This is a genomic window from Pseudomonas sp. CFII64, from assembly GCF_000416235.1.
Taxonomy (GTDB): domain Bacteria; phylum Pseudomonadota; class Gammaproteobacteria; order Pseudomonadales; family Pseudomonadaceae; genus Aquipseudomonas.
In genome coordinates this window covers 18,808-35,379 of sequence record NZ_ATLO01000020.1, presented here as the reverse complement: position 1 = coordinate 35,379, position 16,572 = coordinate 18,808, and the positions used below count along the sequence as shown (strand labels likewise).

The window sequence follows — 16,572 nt, the reverse complement described above, 5'->3', positions numbered from 1 at the left end:
GTTGTATAGGGAAAGATTTATGCAAGGAAAATACGGCTCAGAAAACGCTCTGCCACTGAACGAACTGCTCACCGTGGTTTTGATAAGCCACAATCGGCCAGCATTTCTGCGTCGCGCTGTTCAGTTTTACAGCGCATTGCCTTGCAAGGTGTTGATCCTGGATTCCTCCGCCGAGCTGACTGAAGGCGTGGCAGGGCTTTTTGCATCCATGGAGTACCAGCACCTTCCGCACATCGGTTATTGGGGGATCCAGGCCAAGCTTGACTATGGCGTCAGACAAGTCACGACGCCTTACATGGTTTTCGCAGCTGACGATGACTTTATTGTCCATGACGCGCTGGAACAGTCGGTCAGTTTTCTGCAGGCCAATCCGGATTACGGCATGTGCCATGGCTATTGCCTGATGTACCTGACGCTCGCCAATAGCGTCAGCTATTACCGGCGCGACAAGAAGGTCAGTGAGGATTACGCTTCGGACGTGGCGCAGGATCGTATTCTGGACTTCATGGGTGAGTACATCCCGCCATTCTACGCCGTTCACCGTACTTCGCTGCTGCGCGACTGGTACGACGCAATGCCTGACGGAACCATTTTCCAGTGGCAGGAAATCGGCCATGCCTGGTACATGCTGGCGCGGGCCAAGGCGCGTATCCTGCCGATCCCTTACGTCGTGCGTGAGATCAACTATATTTCCTCGGAACACTCCACCGAGATTTTTCATACCCTGACGTTTACCGATCCTGAGTCGGTCGCCGATCGTGAGCGATTTGCCGGTTTGCTGGCGGCGCAGCCCACCCAGTTCCAGGCCGACGAGCCGCAGCACGCCGTCGCCTCCATTCTGGAAAGTTTTGCGGTGTTGGCCGACAACCTGCGCCATCGCCGCTCCTTGACTGCCGAGCTGATTTTCGAGTCCAGCTGGAGCAGCGCAACGCAGCAGACCGAGCGGCGCTTTGGTCCCCGGCAGTACGTGGAAATGCCATTTTACAATCAGCGGTTTTTTGAGTTGCTGAGTGAATATGAATTCATGCAGCACGCCATGCCTGCCGGTCGAGTGCAGCTCGAAGGGCTTGAAGGCGTCTGGACCCGCCAGCAGGAGCTGATGCGTCCCCGCAACAACGACACGCCGGAGAGTGTTGTCGATCGACTGTGGCTGGCGCTGGATTGCAATATGTTCAACCGCGAGGTGGTCAGCCGTCTGGCGCACCAGCTGAATGTCATTGGCGACGACGATGAAGCGCAGAAATTCCTGGCATGGGAAGCGCGTCTGAACACATTGCCTGACCCTGACAATCACCAGACCTTCGACGCCACGCGTTCCGGTCGTCTGCTCAAGTGGCTGGACGCACGCAACCCTGACACCAGTGAGTTGCAGCTGATCAGCGACGCTGTGCGCGACCGTGATGGCGTCCCATCGTTCGGGCTGCTGGTGTTGAACCTCGACGGCGATGTGGCCGCTCTGCAGGTCACTCTGGACAGCTTGCTGGAAGGCCACTGCAAGGCCTTCAAGATTGTGGTGTTCACGACGGCAGAACCGCCTGCGGCAACCACAGTCGACAATACCCTGCACTTTGTGAAAGTCAGCCAGGCGAACCATGTCGACAAGCTTAACCAGAGCGTGCGCCAGCTAACCTGTGAGTGGCTGCTGTTGGCAAATGCGGGCGATCAGTTCACCGCAAGCGGTCTGTTGCGGGCCAGTCTGGAATTGCTGGCGGCCCCACAATGCCGCGCGGTCTACGCCGATGAGATTCATCGTCAGGCCAATGGCGCTCTCGTCGATGTGTTCCGTCCGGATTTCAACCTGGATTTGCTTCAGACTCTGCCGGGTTTGATGGCTCGCCATTGGTTGATTCGTCGCGACGTTCTGGTCGACGCAGGCGGCTATTCGGCAGAGTTCGCCAACGCGCTCGAATTCGATTTGCTGTTGCGGATCATCGAGCAGGGCGGGATGGCCTGGCTGGCTCATATGAGCGAACCCTTGCTGATCTGTGACGCGCCCGTGCTGGAAGAAAATGTCCAGGAGCGGCAGGCGTTGAGTCGCCATTTGACGGCCCGTGGCTACAAGGCCCTGATCACCTCCGAGCCGGCAGGAACCTATCAGATCGATTACCGCCACAGCGAACGCCCGTTGGTGTCCATCATTGTCCACGGCCAGTCCGAACTGATCGATTTGCAGCGTTGCGTGACCAGCATTCTGCAACGCACCCGTTACACAAAATTCGAAGTGTTGATCGGCCAAAATCGTGACACGGCGCCCGCAACACTGGAATGGCTGGCGGCTCAACCGCAACCGAACGGCCGGATCAGGCTGATCGAATCCGGGAATGTGTCCGGTGCATCCGCGCTGATCAACCATCTGGCCCGTCACGCCAAGGGTGAATACCTGATCCTGCTGGCTTCGGACAGTGAAGTGGTCAGCCCCAACTGGGTAGGCAGTCTGCTCAATCAGGCCATGCGCCCTGAAGTCGGCGTGGTCGGCGGTAAACTCATCGATTCGGCAAACAAGGTGACCCAGGCTGGATTGATTCTGGGATTGAACGATGGGGTTGGCTCGGGTTTGGTGGGCTCCAAAAATGTTCCCGGTTATATGCATCGCTTGATCCTGACCCAGAACTACTCGGCGGTTTCCTCGACTTGCATGATGATTCGCAAGGCGCTTTTCGACGCCGTTGAAGGTTTCAACGAGGATGCGTTTGCCGAGGTGTTCGCTGATATCGATCTGTGCCTGAACATCGGCCAGGCAGGTTACCTCGTGGTTTGGACGCCTCAGGTTCAGATTACTCATCCGGGCGTACTCCCTGATGCACCGCAGGCGCTCGCTGCCTTGCGCGACAAGTGGGCGGGTTCGTTCGACAGCGATCCGGCTTACAACAAAAACCTGAGTTTGACCGGCAACGGTTTCGACCTCGGCACCCCGAGTGCAGTGAACTGGGCGCAATTGCTCGCGTAGGTTCGCTACCGGTCAGAGGATTCAAGGATGTTCAACGGCAAATCGATTTTCATCTCTGGCGGCACCGGCTCGTTCGGTCGCCAGTTCATCCGCACCCTGCTTGAGCGCTATCAGCCCAAGCGGGTGGTGGTGTTCTCTCGGGATGAGCTCAAACAGTACGAAATGCAGCAGGAATTCTCCGCGCCATGCATGCGCTTTTTCCTTGGCGATGTGCGTGATGCCGACCGCTTGCTGCAAGGCATGCGCGGCATCGATTATGTGGTGCACGCCGCAGCGCTCAAGCATGTGCCCGCTGCGGAGTACAACCCGACGGAATTCATCCGCACCAACGTCAATGGCGCGGAAAACATCATTGCCGCAGCCATCGCCAATGGCGTGAAAAGCGTCATCGCGCTGTCCACCGACAAGGCTGCCAGCCCGATCAACCTGTATGGCGCAACCAAGTTGCTGTCCGACAAGCTGTTCGTCGCCGCCAACAATATTGCCGGCGATCAACCGACGCGTTTTGCCGTGGTGCGGTATGGCAACGTGGCCGGTTCCCGGGGTTCGATCGTGCCGTTCTTCAACAAGCTGATTGCCGGCGGTGCCAGCGAACTGCCGATTACCGATCCACGCATGACCCGCTTCTGGATCACCCTGGATCACGGCGTGGATTTTGTGATGCAGAGTTTTGCGCGCATGCATGGCGGCGAAGTGTTCGTGCCGAAGATTCCGTCGATTCGCATCGTCGACCTGGCCCAGGCCATGGCCGCCGGGTTGCCGCACAAGCATGTTGGCATTCGTCCCGGTGAGAAGCTCCACGAGTTGATGGTGCCGCTGGACGACGCGCGCATGACCCTGGAATTTGCCGATCACTACACCATCGTGCCGTCGATCCGTTTCAATAATGTCGATGTGAATTTCAGCCTCGATGCTACCGGAGAGCAAGGCACGGCCGTAGCCGACACCTTCGAATACCGCTCGGACATCAACCCGCATTTCCTGTCAGTCGGCCAGATCGGCGAACTGCACGCTGATATCCAGCCATGATTCCCTACGGTCGCCAGAGCCTGGATCAAGCGGACATCGACGCAGTGGTCGAAGTGTTGCAGTCCGACTGGCTGACCCAAGGCCCGACGCTGGAACGCTTCGAAGTCGCCATGGCCGCGCGCGTCGAGGCCGGCTTTGGCGTAGCGGTATGCAATGCCACGGCGGCGCTGCACATTGCTTGCCTGGCGGCGGATCTTGGGCAGGGCGATTTACTGTGGACGACACCCAATACGTTTCTTGCTTCGGCCAATTGCGGGCGCTACTGCGGCGCTGATGTAGATTTTGTCGACATCGACCCGCTGACCTGGAATCTCGATGCCCGGTTGCTGGCGCGCAAGCTCGAAGTCGCTGAGCGCGACGGGCGACTGCCCAAGGTTCTGGTGGCGGTGGCGTTCTCCGGCCAAAGCTGTGACATGCGCAGCATTGCTCAGTTGGCCACACGCTACGGCTTCACCGTCATCGAGGACGCGTCTCACGCGGTGGGCGCCACTTACGCCGGGCGTCCGGTGGGCTGTGGCGAGTTCGCGGCGATGACCGTGTTCAGTTTTCACCCGGTAAAAATCATCACCACCGGGGAGGGCGGTATGGTCATGACCAATCGCCCCGAATTAGCCGAACGCTTGCGCCGCCTGCGCAGCCACGGCATGACCCGTGATCCGGTGCACATGGACGAACCCAGCCACGGCCCGTGGTATTACCAACAGGTTGAACTGGGCTTCAATTACCGGATGACTGACATTCAAGCTGCGTTGGGCTTGTCGCAACTGAACAAGCTGGACGCGTTCATTGGCCGGCGTCGGGCACTGGCGGCTCGCTATCAAGCAGCGCTGACCGATCTGCCGCTGACGTTGCCCTGCGCCCAGACCGAGGCTGAATCGGCCTGGCATTTATACGTCGTGCGCCTGCAAACCGAGCGTCTGACGCTGAGTCATCGGGAGGTTTTCGAAGCCTTGCGCGCCGCCGGGATCGGCGTCAACCTGCACTACATCCCCGTTCACTTGCAGCCGTATTACCGGGAGCTGGGATTCACGTCAGGCGATTTTCCCGAGGCCGAGCGCTATTACGCGCAGGCCATCAGCCTGCCGATCTTTCCGGCCATGAGCGAAACCCAGCAGGACTACGTGATCGAACAGTTGCGGCGTTTGCTCACCACTGGCAAGGCGTAACGCTCGGCCTCCACTGAACTGATGGTAGAAAGACGATATGCGTGAATTGACTGAGCAAGAACAGTTCTGGGCCTCAGAGCCACAGTTTTCGGCGCACGACCTGAGTTGTTTACTTCTGGAACAACGTGCGTGAGCGCAGTAGCCATTATTCCGGCGCGGGGCGGCAGCCAGCGAATCCCGCGCAAGAATCTCAAGCTGTTCAACGGCCAGCCGATGATCGTCTGGTCGATCCACGCGGCCTTGGCCAGTGGTGTATTTGATCGGGTAGTGGTCAGCACCGACGACCCGCAAATCGCTGAAATCGCCCGAGCCCACGGCGCCGAAGTGCCGTTCATGCGCCCGGCTGAGCTGGCCGATGCATTCACTGGCACCAGCACGGTTATTCAACATGCAATCGCCGCGCTCGCAGATCAGGCACTGAGTTTCGACTACGTCTGTTGCATCTACGCCACCGCGCCGCTGCTGCAAGCGCGTTACTTGCGTCAGGGGCTGGAAATGCTGCGGTCCTCTCCGGAAAAATCCTACGCGTTCCCGGTGTGCAGTTTCGGCTTTCCGGTGCAGCGTGCGTTGCTGATCGAGGCCAGTGGTGCGTTAGCGCCGATGTATCCGCAGTTCCGCGCAACCCGCTCGCAGGATCTTGCGGCCGCGTATCAGGATGCCGGTCAATTCTATTGGGGACGTAGCGAAGCGTGGCTGCGCGGCGATGTGGTGTTCTCCGAGCTGAGTCTGCCGATCATCCTGCCACGCCATCTGGTGCAGGACATCGACACCGAAGAGGATTGGCGGCGTGCGGAATTTCTCTACTCAGCGCTCAAGGCGGCCGGGGAGCTGGAAGGGTGAGAGTGCTGATTCGTGCCGACGCATCGCTCAATATCGGCAGCGGTCATATTGCGCGGTGCATGGCGCTGGCTGAAGTGTTGCGCAACGGCGGGGCGCGAGTGAGCTTCGCCTGTCGCCAGCTGCCTGGGCATTTGTCGAGCCGCCTTCAGTCTCAGGGTTATACCGTTCATGGTTTGCCGGAGCGCTATGCGCAGGAGCAACCGGGAACCGACATCGAGGCGTTACTGCCTTGGCAGGAAGACATCGACGCGCTGGCGCAGGCGCTGCCTGCTGACGAGCGCTTTGACTGGCTGATTGTCGATCACTACGGTCTTGCCGCCGACTGGGAAAGCGCCGCGCGTCGATTTGCGCCACGTGTCATGGCCATCGACGATCTGGCCAATCGCCGTCATACGGCTGATGTGTTGCTTGATCAGAATTTTTCCGGCACGCCCCAGGCCTATGCGCCGTGGATCACTGGCCAATGCCAGGCGTTGCTCGGACCGCATTTTGCTCTGTTGCGTGACGAGTTTCAGCGTGAGCCGATCGAGATCCGCCCCAGGGTCAAGCGGGTTATCGTCAATTTCGGTGGTTTCGACGCGGCCGGGCAGTCGTGGATCGCGATGCAGGCTTTGCTGGCCTATCCGCAGCTGGAAGTGGATTTCATCGCCGGAATCGATAATCCCGACTGGCTTGCCATGCAGGCGTTGGCCGAAGGACGCTTGAACTGGCAGCTGAAAATCCAGGTCAGCGATTTTTCGCGCTTGATGGCCGAGGCCGATCTGTTCATCGGTGCCGGTGGCGGAACGACCTGGGAGCGCGCCGCGCTGGGATTGCCGACTATCTGTGTCGCAGTCGCCGCCAATCAGAAGGCCAATGCCGAACAGTTGGCAGCAGCGGGTGCGCATCTTTATGTCGGCACCCGGGAAAAGGCCAGTGTGCAGAGCCTGCGTCAGGCGATTGAGCACCTTATGTACAATCAGGAGCTGCGCCAAAGTCTGGCGGCACAGTCCCGCAAGTTAGTGGACGGGAAGGGCGCCCGTCGTGTTGCGGCAGTGCTGGCAGCTGCCGTCCCCGGTTTTAATGCGAGTGAACAGCGATGACAGGTTTCAAGATTGGCTCACGTTCCATCGGCGCGGATGCTCCGCCCTTTGTCATTGCCGAAATGAGTGGCAATCACAATCAATCCCTGGAGCAGGCGCTGCGCATCGTCGAGGCCGCTGCCAAAGCCGGAGCCCATGCGCTGAAGCTGCAAACCTACATCGCCGACACCATGACCCTCGATATTGACGAGGGCGAGTTCTTCATCAAAGACCCCAACAATCTGTGGGCCGGTTCTTCGCTGTATGCGCTGTATGAAAAGGCGCATACGCCTTGGGAATGGCATGCGCCGATTTTCGCCCGAGCCAAAGAATTGGGCATGCTGGCGTTCTCCACGCCGTTCGATGAGAGCGCGGTGGACTTTCTCGAAAGCCTGGATGTGCCTGCCTACAAGATCGCCAGTTTCGAAAACACCGATCTGCCACTGATTCGCCGGGTCGCGGCGACCGGCAAGCCGATGATTATCTCCACCGGCATGGCCAGTATTGCCGAGCTGGATGAAAGCGTGCGTGCGGCGCGGGCGGCGGGCTGCCGCGACCTGGTGCTGCTCAAATGCACCAGCACTTATCCGGCGTCCCCGCTAAACAGCCACATTCGCACCATTCCCCATCTGCGCGAGCTGTTCGGTTGTCAGGTCGGTTTGTCTGATCACACTATGGGCGTCGGCGTTTCAGTGGCGGCGGTGGCGATGGGCGCGACCGTCATCGAGAAACACTTCACCCTGGATCGCACCGATGGCGGCGTGGATGCCAGCTTTTCCCTGGAACCGGCGGAGATGGCCAGTCTGGTCATGGAAACCGAACGTGCCTGGCAAGGGCTGGGTCATGTGCAGTATGGCGCGACGCTGGCGGAACAGAACTCGCTGCAATATCGCCGCTCGTTGTACGTCGTGCGCGATATGTTTGCCGGCGAAACGTTCAGCAAGGACAACGTGCGCGCCATTCGGCCCGGCCTTGGGCTGGCGCCCAAACATATTGATGCGGTGCTGGGGCGCAAGGCCCGACAGCCCTTGACTCGGGGTACTGCGCTGGATTGGGATAGCGTCGAGTGAGCGGCACATTGGCGTGACATTTTAAAGTCGGCAGGCAATTTTCGGCACGATATCAGCTGTTGTCGGTGGCATGCGCACCGTTAAAAGCGCATAAAACTTAGTGACCTATGAGTCACAACGCGCATCTTCACTGTATCGTGCTCGCGGGCGACGACGACGTATGGCTGATTTCACGGTTCTCCGGGATCGGTCAAACTTCCCCGCAGCCCTTTATTCAAGGGCAAAAAAAGCCTTCTGATTACAATGCCCCGCCATCGAGCGCGCGGTGATATTCAGCTATTTATTATTGGGAAGCCATGATGATTGGCATAAAAAGCATAGCGAGTTACGTGCCCGCGGCCGGCGTTGACAACTACGCGCAGGGCGCTAAATTCGGCAAGGATGACGAGTTCATTCTGGGCAAGATCGGCTCGGCTTTCCTGCCACGCAAAGAAGACAGTCAGGAAACTTCCGATTTGTGCGTCGAAGCGGTCAACGCTTTGTTCGCCAACAATCCGCAACTCAAGCGCGAATCCATCGACGTGCTGATCGTCGTCACGCAGAACGGCGATGAAGAAGGCCTGCCGCACACCGCTGCCATCGTTCAGGACAAGCTCGGCCTGTCGACCAACGTTGCAGCCTTCGATATTTCCCTGGGCTGCTCGGGTTACGTCTACGGCATCTATGCGCTCAAGGGTTTCATGGAAGCCACCGGTCTGAAAAACGGCCTGCTGGTCACCGCTGATCCTTATTCGAAAATTGTCGATCCGGAAGACCGCAACACCACCATGCTGTTTGGTGATGCAGCCACCGCCACCTGGATGGGCGAGGACGCTCAATGGCAGCTGGGCAAGGCCAAATTCGGCACTGACGGTTCCGGCGCGCCGCACCTGAAGGTCAGCAACGGCGTGTTCTTCATGAATGGTCGTCAAGTGTTCAACTTCGCGCTGCTCAAGGTTCCGGCGCACTTGCACGAGTTGCTCGACGAATCCGGCCTGCAATCCACGGATATCGACGCGTTCTGCATCCACCAGGGCAGTGCGGCGATTGTCGATGCGGTAGCGCGACGTTTCGAGGGCGAACCCGAGAAGTTCATCAAGGACATGCTGGAGACCGGCAACACCGTGTCTTCCAGCATTCCGCTGCTGCTGGAACGGCATGCCATGGATTCCAGCTGGAAGCGGGTCGCCTTGAGCGGTTTCGGCGTGGGCTTGTCCTGGGGTTCGGCGATCATTTATCGCCCGTGATTCCATAAAGCAGCAAAAATGGCGCTCAAGGTGAGTTAATCTTGAGCGCTATTTTTTTGCCTTCGTTTTCAGGGAGCCTTCATGACCGACAGCTTTGAGCGCAATGCCGCCGTGCTGAAGAACCGTTGGCCGGATGTCTTCGCGCGCTTGCAGACTGAGGACGATGCCTCGTCCCAGGCCGAGTTGGTTGAAGGGCTGCAATCGACCCTGCGGATCAATGGCATTCAGCTCACCAGCCGCCATGACCGGCTTGCCGAGGCGCGTCTACAGGCCGCCAGTTTGCCGCCGGGCAGTGAAGTGCTGCATATATATGGCACCGGACTTGGCGATTTGCCGCGCGTTCTGCTGGAAGACCACGGCGCAGCGCGTTTGCGGGTGCATATTCTCAATGGTGCGCTGTTCGCCTTGGTGCTCACGTTGACCGATCAGGATGACTGGTTGAGCGACCCGCGCATTGAATTGGCTTACGCCGCTGACCACGCTGAAATCCGGTTTCCCTTTTTCGCTTTGCCGGCCGAGCTGGAACTGGCCGACGAAAACAATGCGCGGATTCGAGATCGGCTGGTCAGCGAAGTGCACATTCATTTCAACAATCGCGAATTCGATCCGCAGTCGCCGGAAATTGTGCAGCGCCTTGAGGAGAGTTTTTCCCTGGTCAGCCGTGATCCTGACGTGGCTCAGCTGTTCGGTTCGCAAGCGGGTCGGGAAATTTATGTGATTGGCACCGGGCCAAGCCTTGAGCAGCATTTCAAAAAGCTGCTGGCCGTGCGCGGTCAGGTGCAGCGCCCGTTGTTCATCTGTGTCGACACCGCGTATCGACCATTGATAGCCCAGGGAATCGTGCCTGATCTGGTGGTGACCATCGACCAGCGGATTTCCGAACGGCATCTGCCGGCGGCAGATTCAGAAAACATCCGCCTGGTTTATCTGCCTTTAGGCGATCCGCAAGTCCTATCAGCCTGGCAGGGTGAGCGTTATGTCGCCTTCTCGCCAAGCCCGGTGTACGCGCAGCTGCGCCAACGGATTCAGCGCGGCATGCTGGCGGCCGGCGGCAGTGTCATTCATCCGGCGGTGGATCTGGCGGTGAAAATGGGCGCGACGCAGATCACTCTGTTTGGTGTGGACTTCGCTTATCCGATGAACAAAAGCCATGCTGGCTGGCACGCCGGGGAGCTTGGGGGGACGGTGGATCAAGCCAGACAGTGGGTGCTCGATGGCTATGGTCAGCGGGTCAGGACCCAACTCAATTTCCGGCGCTACCTTGGTGAGCTTGAACGTTACATTCAAGCGCATCCGCAGGTTCGCTTCCTTAATAGCAGCCGGGCGGGCGCGATGATCGCGGGCGCCACCTTCAATGAGGCGTTCGTGCAATGAGCGAGATCGAACAGTGCGTGCTTGCCTGTAATGACTGCGCCGGCCTGTTTCGCCTGGGGCGCAGCGTCGAGGCGGCTCTGAATATGCTGGAAGTGTTCGAAACTGCAGACGGTTTGCTTGAGCGCAACTCTCCGGCGGTGCGGCAGCAGTGGTCGCAATTGTTGGTGGAGATGCTCGCCTGCCAACAGTCACAGGATTGGTTGGGCCTTGCCGACTACATGCAGTACGAATTAACGGAACTGGTTCACAGTTAATGGCGTGCCGTATCTACGGCACAGCGCGCCATATATAGAACTACGCTTGTTTGTCCGCACTCCTGACGCGCTTTTTTAATCTTTACAAATGCCTAAGCCCTTGTTTTCCGGGGAGGTGGCCGCTTGATGGCAATATTTTTATAAATTGCCCTAAAGCAAAGTCCGATCCCGACGATAACTATTACGAAGGTTCTCTGTGCCAACCCGGCTGTTGCCAGGGCCGGAAGCCGCAGCACCCAACCAACGAGGAATTTCATCATGGCTTTAGGCGTAAACACTAACGTTGCTTCCCTCTCCGTTCAGAAGAACTTGGGCAAAGCATCCGACGCTCTGGCAACCTCCATGAGCCGCCTGTCTTCCGGTCTGAAAATCAACAGCGCCAAAGACGACGCTGCCGGCCTGCAGATCGCAACTCGCATCAGCAGCCAGATCCGCGGCCAGACTGTAGCAATCAAGAACGCCAACGACGGCATCTCGATGGCTCAGACCGCTGAAGGCGCTCTGCAAGAGTCCACCAACATTCTGCAACGTATGCGTGAACTGGCTGTACAAGCACGTAACGGCACTAACGGCACTGCTGACCAGACTGCTACCAACGCTGAATTCGGTCAGATGTCTGACGAATTGACTCGTATCTCGGCGAGCACCAACCTGAACGGCAAGAACCTGCTCGACGGTACTGCTGGGACCATGACTCTGCAAGTGGGTTCGAACACCGGTAGTGCTAACCAGATCAACCTGACGCTGAGCAGCAAGTTTGACGCCGTCAGCCTGTCTGTAGGCAGCGGTACTACTGTTCTGACTGGTGCTACCAGCGCAGCAGCTGCATCGGCAATCGACGGCGCGATCACCGCCATTGACGCTGCATTGGCAACGATCAACGCCACTCGTGCAAACCTCGGTGCTTCGCAGAACCGTCTGACCAGCACTATCTCCAACCTGCAAAACGTAAACGAAAACGCCACTGCTGCACTGGGTCGTGTACAAGACACTGACTTCGCCGCAGAAACAGCTAACCTGACCAAGCAGCAAACTCTGCAACAGGCTTCCCAAGCTGTTCTGGCCCAGGCTAACCAGTTGCCTTCCGCTGTACTGAAACTGCTTCAGTAATTTTCGGAATGAGTTTTGGCGGAGGAGTGTGCTAGTCGTGCTCTTCCGCTTTTTACGTTGAGGAGGTGTTGGGAATGGACATGAGCGTGAAGTTGGGCTTGTCTTACCAGGCCATCAAGCCGGCACCCGCTGTAGCAGAACAAGCAGTCGCCGCTCCTCAAGCAGTTGCGGTGCCTGCGCCAGCGGCTGCTGCGGATTCGTCCGCAAGTAAGGACTCATCGAAGGAATCCGACGCCCAGAAGTCGGAAAAGCTCAAGACAGCCGTACAGGAAATTGAAAAGTTCGTGCAGTCGGTAAGGCGCAATCTCGAATTCTCCATTGATGAAGCATCCGGAGAAGTCGTGGTCAAGGTGATCGCCAGTGATACGGGAGAAGTCGTCAGACAGTTACCCTCGGCGGAAGCTTTGAAAATTGCGGACAGCCTTCACAATGCCCACAGCTTGTTGTTTGATGCCAAGGTTTGATGGCATGGATCGTGTAGGTTGTAGTTCTGCGTTGTGTCGTCGTCAAAAGACCGACGAAACCTGAAGGAGAAGCACATGGCAAGCCCAATCAGTACTTCAACGGGCCTCGGCTCAGGTCTGGCAATCAAGGAAATCGTCGCTTCCCTGGTTGATTCGGACAAATACGCCAAGCAGACCCAGATCACCAAGCAAACCTCGCTGACGACTACCAAGTTGTCAGGTGTCAGTACGCTTAAATCGGCGCTCGATGCGTTCCAGACCGCGATGACCAATCTCGGCAAAACGGACACGCCAGCGTTTAATGGTTTTTCGGCAACTTCCTCTCTTACCGCCAACATTACCGCGACCACTACCAACTCGGCAGTGGCAGGTACGTATGCGATGGAAGTTACCAAGCTTGCGACCAGCTCCAGCGTTGCGTCTGCATCGTTCGATGCGGCGGCAGCTAGTGCTATTCCGAGTGGTACCCTGACTATCACTCAAAATACCACTAACACTGCCTTCGAAATTCCGGCGGGCTCCACGTTGCAGCAGGTTCGCGACCTGATCAACGCCAAGACTTCGACCAGTGGCGTATCGGCGAACATTATTTCCGACGGTACGGGTTCGCGCCTGGTGTTTGGCTCTACCAAGACCGGTGCGGGTACGGATATCACCACCAGCAGCACTATCGCCGGCTTGACGATTGGCTCCACCGATGTACTTGACCCCAATTCGGCGACAAGTGCAGGCAGGATCGGCGACGCGCCGATCAATGGCGAGATGTTGATCGGCGGTCTGAAGGTCACCAGTTCGACCAATACCTACAGTTCAGCGCTGACCGGGGTGACCATTACTGCTGTTGCCGTTGGCAAGTCCACCGTCACCGTGGCAGGCAACACCGACGGTTTGAAAACATCGTTGCAGACGTTTGTCGATGCGTACAACAACGTGGTCAAGACCATCAACTCCCTGACCAAGGCCACCGCTGATGCCAACGGCGACCTGACCGTGTCGGCGGCGATGACCGGTGACTCCTTGCCGCGTGATCTGCTGGCCACCTTGCGTGAGCAGCTGATCACACCTGGCCCGGGCAGCAAGTTGTCGACCCTGGCGCAGTTGGGTATCCAGACTGCTCAGTCCGGCGGTACGCTTACCTTCGATGCCGGCAAGTTCACCAAGGCGATGAACGACAAAAACCTGGGCAGTGAAGTGCAGCAAATGTTTTCCGGCACTAACGCGGAAAATGGCTTGCTGGCGCGGATGAAGAAAGCTATCGAACCGTATAACAAAACCGGCGGTACTCTCGACGAACGCACCAAATCGCTGAACAAGACCAGTACCGATCTGAAAGCGCAGCAGACTGCCCTCGATATTCGTGTGGCTAACCTGACGTCAACGCTGACGGCCAAGTACAACGCGATGGACTTGCTGGTCGGGCAGATGAAGTCGACCCTGTCGAGCATCACCTCGTTCTTCGATACGCTGAATGCTCAGGCTTCTGGCTGACATTCGCTGAGTCATCCAGCCCGGCTGCGATTAATCGCACGCCGGGTTTTTGGCTTCTGGTCTAAAGTTTCCCGGCCATGCGTCGATACATTGAATATACGAACTCTTCCAGCTTTGACGAGGTTGATCATGAACCCGATGTTAGCCCTTCGGCAGTACCAGAAAGTGAATGCCCATGCGCAAACCTCCGAGGCCAACCCTCATCGTCTGGTGCAAATGCTGATGGAGGCAGGGCTCGATCGTATCGCCCAGGCCAAAGGCGCCATCGGACGCAAGGATATTCCTGCAAAAGGCGTATTGATCGGCAAGGCGATTGAAATCGTCGGCGGCCTGCGTGAAGGCCTGGATATGGAAAAATCAGCTGATACGCTGACCCGTGTGGACAATCTGTACATCTACATGATGCAGCGCCTGGCTGAGGCCAATATAAAAAGTGATCCACTGATCCTTGATGAAGTCAGCAGCCTGCTGGGCACCGTCAAGGAAGGCTGGGACGCAATCGCTGCTCACTAAGCTGTGCTGAGGAGACCAACATGAGTGCTGCACTCAAGCGTATCGAAGAGACCAAGGAAGCGCTGGTAGGCGCTTTGGCTGAGCGTGACTGGGATGCCATCGGCAAACTTGATCTGGCCTGCCGTGCCTGCGTGGACGATATGATCAGCGAGGCGACGCCCAATGCGCCGGAATTGCGCAGTAATCTGGAAGAGTTGCTGACGGTCTACCGGCAGTTAATCGATACTGCTACCGACGCGCGTCAGGCGATCGTCGACGAGATGTCGCAGATCCAGCAAGCGAAAAACGCGGCGAAGGTTTACCATCTGTTCGGTTGAAGCTCGTTGATCGAAAAGAAGTGCGCCATAAATTTGACTGTGTACGGTTTTTTGACTTAACTAGTGATGTTTGCCATTTTCTGGCGTCTCAGTAACCGTACCGGCTGAGAATTGCCAAGCTTGCCCTTGTGGGGCATAGAGTTGACTAGGGAAGTTGCTATTGCATGTGGCGTGAAATCAAGATTCTGCTGATCGATGACGATAGCCAGCGCCGCCGTGATTTGGCGGTCATTCTGAATTTTCTTGGCGAAGAAAATTTGGCCTGCTCCAGCCAGGACTGGCAGCAGGTTGTCGGCTCTCTGACCTCTACCCGAGAAGTGCTCTGCGTGCTCGTTGGCAGCGTGAGCGCGCCTGGAAGTCTGCAAGGGCTTCTTAAGACAGTCGCTGCATGGGATGAGTTCCTTCCCGTGTTGCTCATGGGCGATATTTCTTCCGTAGACCTGACTGACGATTTGCGTCGGCGCGTGCTTTCCTCCCTGGAAATGCCGCCCAGCTACAGCAAATTGCTCGACTCCCTGCACCGTGCCCAGGTCTATCGTGAAATGTACGATCAGGCCCGTGAGCGCGGTCGTCATCGTGAGCCCAACCTGTTTCGCAGTCTGGTCGGTACCAGCCGTGCGATTCAGCATGTGCGCCAGATGATGCAGCAGGTTGCCGACACTGACGCCAGCGTGTTGATCCTCGGTGAGTCCGGGACCGGCAAGGAAGTCGTCGCGCGCAACCTGCACTATCACTCCAAGCGTCGCGACGCGCCGTTTGTGCCGGTCAACTGTGGCGCGATTCCGGCCGAATTGCTGGAAAGCGAACTGTTCGGTCACGAGAAGGGCGCCTTTACCGGGGCGATCACCAGCCGTGCCGGGCGTTTCGAACTGGCTAACGGCGGTACGCTGTTCCTCGATGAAATCGGCGACATGCCGCTGCCGATGCAGGTCAAGCTGCTACGGGTCCTGCAGGAACGTACCTTTGAGCGCGTGGGCAGCAACAAGACCCAGAGCGTTGATGTGCGCATCATTGCCGCAACCCACAAGAATCTTGAGTCGATGATCGAGATCGGCAGCTTCCGTGAAGACCTCTATTACCGTCTGAACGTGTTCCCGATCGAGATGGCACCGCTGCGCGAGCGGGTCGAAGACATTCCATTGCTGATGAACGAGCTGATTTCGCGCATGGAGCACGAAAAACGCGGCTCGATCCGTTTCAACTCTGCCGCCATCATGTCGCTGTGTCGTCACGGCTGGCCGGGCAACGTGCGTGAGTTGGCCAACCTGGTGGAGCGCATGGCGATCATGCATCCCTATGGCGTGATTGGCGTGGCCGAGTTGCCGAAGAAATTCCGCTATGTCGATGATGAGGACGAACAACTCGTCGACAGTCTGCGCAGCGATCTGGAAGAGCGCGTGGCCATCAATGGTCATACGCCGAACTTCTCGTCCGGCGCCATGTTGCCGCCAGAAGGCCTGGACTTGAAGGACTATCTGGGTGGGCTGGAGCAAGGCTTGATCCAGCAGGCACTGGACGACGCCAACGGTATCGTGGCGCGTGCCGCCGAACGCCTGCGGATTCGTCGCACGACCCTCGTCGAGAAAATGCGTAAGTACGGCATGAGCCGACGCGAAGGCGATGAACAGGCAGATGATTGACGCTTGCTGAAACGCGAAAAAATCAAACCTCTGAATTTTCAGGGGTTTTTTTTCGGCACGAGGATTGCTAAGT

The 16,572-nt window shown here is 57.8% G+C and carries 14 protein-coding genes and 1 pseudogene; all 15 read left to right on the top strand.

Translation table 11 applies throughout. The features are described from left to right. Positions 1-19 precede the first annotated feature (19 nt). Positions 20-2,947 (top strand): TIGR00180 family glycosyltransferase, encoded by a 2,928-nt coding sequence (locus tag CFII64_RS10525; protein WP_020290753.1) that lies wholly within the window; start codon positions 20-22, stop codon positions 2,945-2,947. Between the two features lie 27 nt (positions 2,948-2,974). Then, positions 2,975-3,976 (top strand): UDP-N-acetylglucosamine 4,6-dehydratase (inverting), encoded by a 1,002-nt coding sequence (pseB, locus tag CFII64_RS10520; protein WP_020290752.1) that lies wholly within the window; start codon positions 2,975-2,977, stop codon positions 3,974-3,976. Then, the gene (gene pseC / locus CFII64_RS10515) at positions 3,973-5,142 is read left to right on the top strand and encodes a UDP-4-amino-4,6-dideoxy-N-acetyl-beta-L-altrosamine transaminase (RefSeq protein ID WP_020290751.1); all 1,170 of its coding nucleotides are present in this window, start codon (positions 3,973-3,975) and stop codon (positions 5,140-5,142) included. The genes pseB and pseC overlap by 4 nt, the downstream gene beginning before the upstream one ends. A gap of 129 nt (positions 5,143-5,271) precedes the next feature. After that, positions 5,272-5,982: a pseudaminic acid cytidylyltransferase gene (gene pseF / locus CFII64_RS10510; RefSeq protein WP_020290750.1), complete on the top strand. Its 711-nt coding sequence runs from the start codon at positions 5,272-5,274 to the stop codon at positions 5,980-5,982. Beyond that, a pseudogene (pseG, locus tag CFII64_RS10505) lies at positions 5,979-7,034 on the top strand (UDP-2,4-diacetamido-2,4,6-trideoxy-beta-L-altropyranose hydrolase); the annotation flags it as partial. The gene pseF and the pseudogene pseG, both read left to right, overlap by 4 nt. A 26-nt stretch (positions 7,035-7,060) precedes the next feature. Then, the gene (gene pseI / locus CFII64_RS10500; protein WP_020290748.1) at positions 7,061-8,113 is read left to right on the top strand and encodes a pseudaminic acid synthase; all 1,053 of its coding nucleotides are present in this window, start codon (positions 7,061-7,063) and stop codon (positions 8,111-8,113) included. A 299-nt stretch (positions 8,114-8,412) separates the two neighbouring features. Continuing rightward, positions 8,413-9,339: a ketoacyl-ACP synthase III gene (locus CFII64_RS10495; protein ID WP_020290747.1), complete on the top strand. Its 927-nt coding sequence runs from the start codon at positions 8,413-8,415 to the stop codon at positions 9,337-9,339. 81 nt (positions 9,340-9,420) lie between these two features. Beyond that, a complete protein-coding gene (locus tag CFII64_RS10490) occupies positions 9,421-10,713 on the top strand; it encodes a motility associated factor glycosyltransferase family protein (RefSeq protein WP_020290746.1) in 1,293 nt (430 codons plus the stop codon). Further along, a complete protein-coding gene (locus tag CFII64_RS10485; RefSeq protein ID WP_020290745.1) occupies positions 10,710-10,967 on the top strand; it encodes a hypothetical protein in 258 nt (85 codons plus the stop codon). Before CFII64_RS10490 ends, CFII64_RS10485 begins: the two co-directional genes overlap by 4 nt. Positions 10,968-11,225: 258 nt before the next feature. Beyond that, positions 11,226-12,077 (top strand): flagellin domain-containing protein, encoded by an 852-nt coding sequence (locus CFII64_RS10480; RefSeq protein WP_020290744.1) that lies wholly within the window; start codon positions 11,226-11,228, stop codon positions 12,075-12,077. Between the two features lie 74 nt (positions 12,078-12,151). Further along, complete coding sequence (locus CFII64_RS10475; RefSeq protein ID WP_020290743.1) at positions 12,152-12,541, top strand: flagellar protein FlaG; 390 nt, start codon at positions 12,152-12,154, stop codon at positions 12,539-12,541. Positions 12,542-12,616: 75 nt separating this feature from the next. Continuing rightward, positions 12,617-14,029, top strand: a complete 1,413-nt coding sequence (gene fliD / locus CFII64_RS10470; protein ID WP_020290742.1) for a flagellar filament capping protein FliD — start codon at positions 12,617-12,619, stop codon at positions 14,027-14,029. Between the two features lie 129 nt (positions 14,030-14,158). After that, entirely contained in the window at positions 14,159-14,542 is a 384-nt protein-coding gene (gene fliS / locus CFII64_RS10465) for a flagellar export chaperone FliS (RefSeq protein ID WP_020290741.1), read from the top strand. Positions 14,543-14,562: 20 nt separating this feature from the next. Beyond that, entirely contained in the window at positions 14,563-14,859 is a 297-nt protein-coding gene (locus CFII64_RS10460) for a motility-related protein FliT (protein ID WP_020290740.1), read from the top strand. A gap of 164 nt (positions 14,860-15,023) precedes the next feature. Continuing rightward, entirely contained in the window at positions 15,024-16,499 is a 1,476-nt protein-coding gene (fleQ, locus tag CFII64_RS10455; RefSeq protein ID WP_020290739.1) for a transcriptional regulator FleQ, read from the top strand. The last annotated feature ends 73 nt before the right edge of the window (positions 16,500-16,572 follow it).

What these genes read in the sequence shown, in the direction of transcription:
- CFII64_RS10480 (WP_020290744.1), top strand. Translation starts at nt 11,226, where the DNA reads ATGGCTTTAGGCGTAAACACTAACGTTGCTTCCCTCTCCGTTCAGAAG.
- CFII64_RS10460 (WP_020290740.1), top strand. Translation starts at nt 14,563, where the DNA reads ATGAGTGCTGCACTCAAGCGTATCGAAGAGACCAAGGAAGCGCTGGTA.
- CFII64_RS10490 (WP_020290746.1), top strand. Translation starts at nt 9,421, where the DNA reads ATGACCGACAGCTTTGAGCGCAATGCCGCCGTGCTGAAGAACCGTTGG.
- CFII64_RS10525 (WP_020290753.1), top strand. Translation starts at nt 20, where the DNA reads ATGCAAGGAAAATACGGCTCAGAAAACGCTCTGCCACTGAACGAACTG.
- fliD (WP_020290742.1), top strand. Translation starts at nt 12,617, where the DNA reads ATGGCAAGCCCAATCAGTACTTCAACGGGCCTCGGCTCAGGTCTGGCA.
- fleQ (WP_020290739.1), top strand. Translation starts at nt 15,024, where the DNA reads ATGTGGCGTGAAATCAAGATTCTGCTGATCGATGACGATAGCCAGCGC.
- CFII64_RS10475 (WP_020290743.1), top strand. Translation starts at nt 12,152, where the DNA reads ATGGACATGAGCGTGAAGTTGGGCTTGTCTTACCAGGCCATCAAGCCG.
- pseC (WP_020290751.1), top strand. Translation starts at nt 3,973, where the DNA reads ATGATTCCCTACGGTCGCCAGAGCCTGGATCAAGCGGACATCGACGCA.
- pseB (WP_020290752.1), top strand. Translation starts at nt 2,975, where the DNA reads ATGTTCAACGGCAAATCGATTTTCATCTCTGGCGGCACCGGCTCGTTC.
- CFII64_RS10495 (WP_020290747.1), top strand. Translation starts at nt 8,413, where the DNA reads ATGATTGGCATAAAAAGCATAGCGAGTTACGTGCCCGCGGCCGGCGTT.
- pseI (WP_020290748.1), top strand. Translation starts at nt 7,061, where the DNA reads ATGACAGGTTTCAAGATTGGCTCACGTTCCATCGGCGCGGATGCTCCG.
- CFII64_RS10485 (WP_020290745.1), top strand. Translation starts at nt 10,710, where the DNA reads ATGAGCGAGATCGAACAGTGCGTGCTTGCCTGTAATGACTGCGCCGGC.
- fliS (WP_020290741.1), top strand. Translation starts at nt 14,159, where the DNA reads ATGAACCCGATGTTAGCCCTTCGGCAGTACCAGAAAGTGAATGCCCAT.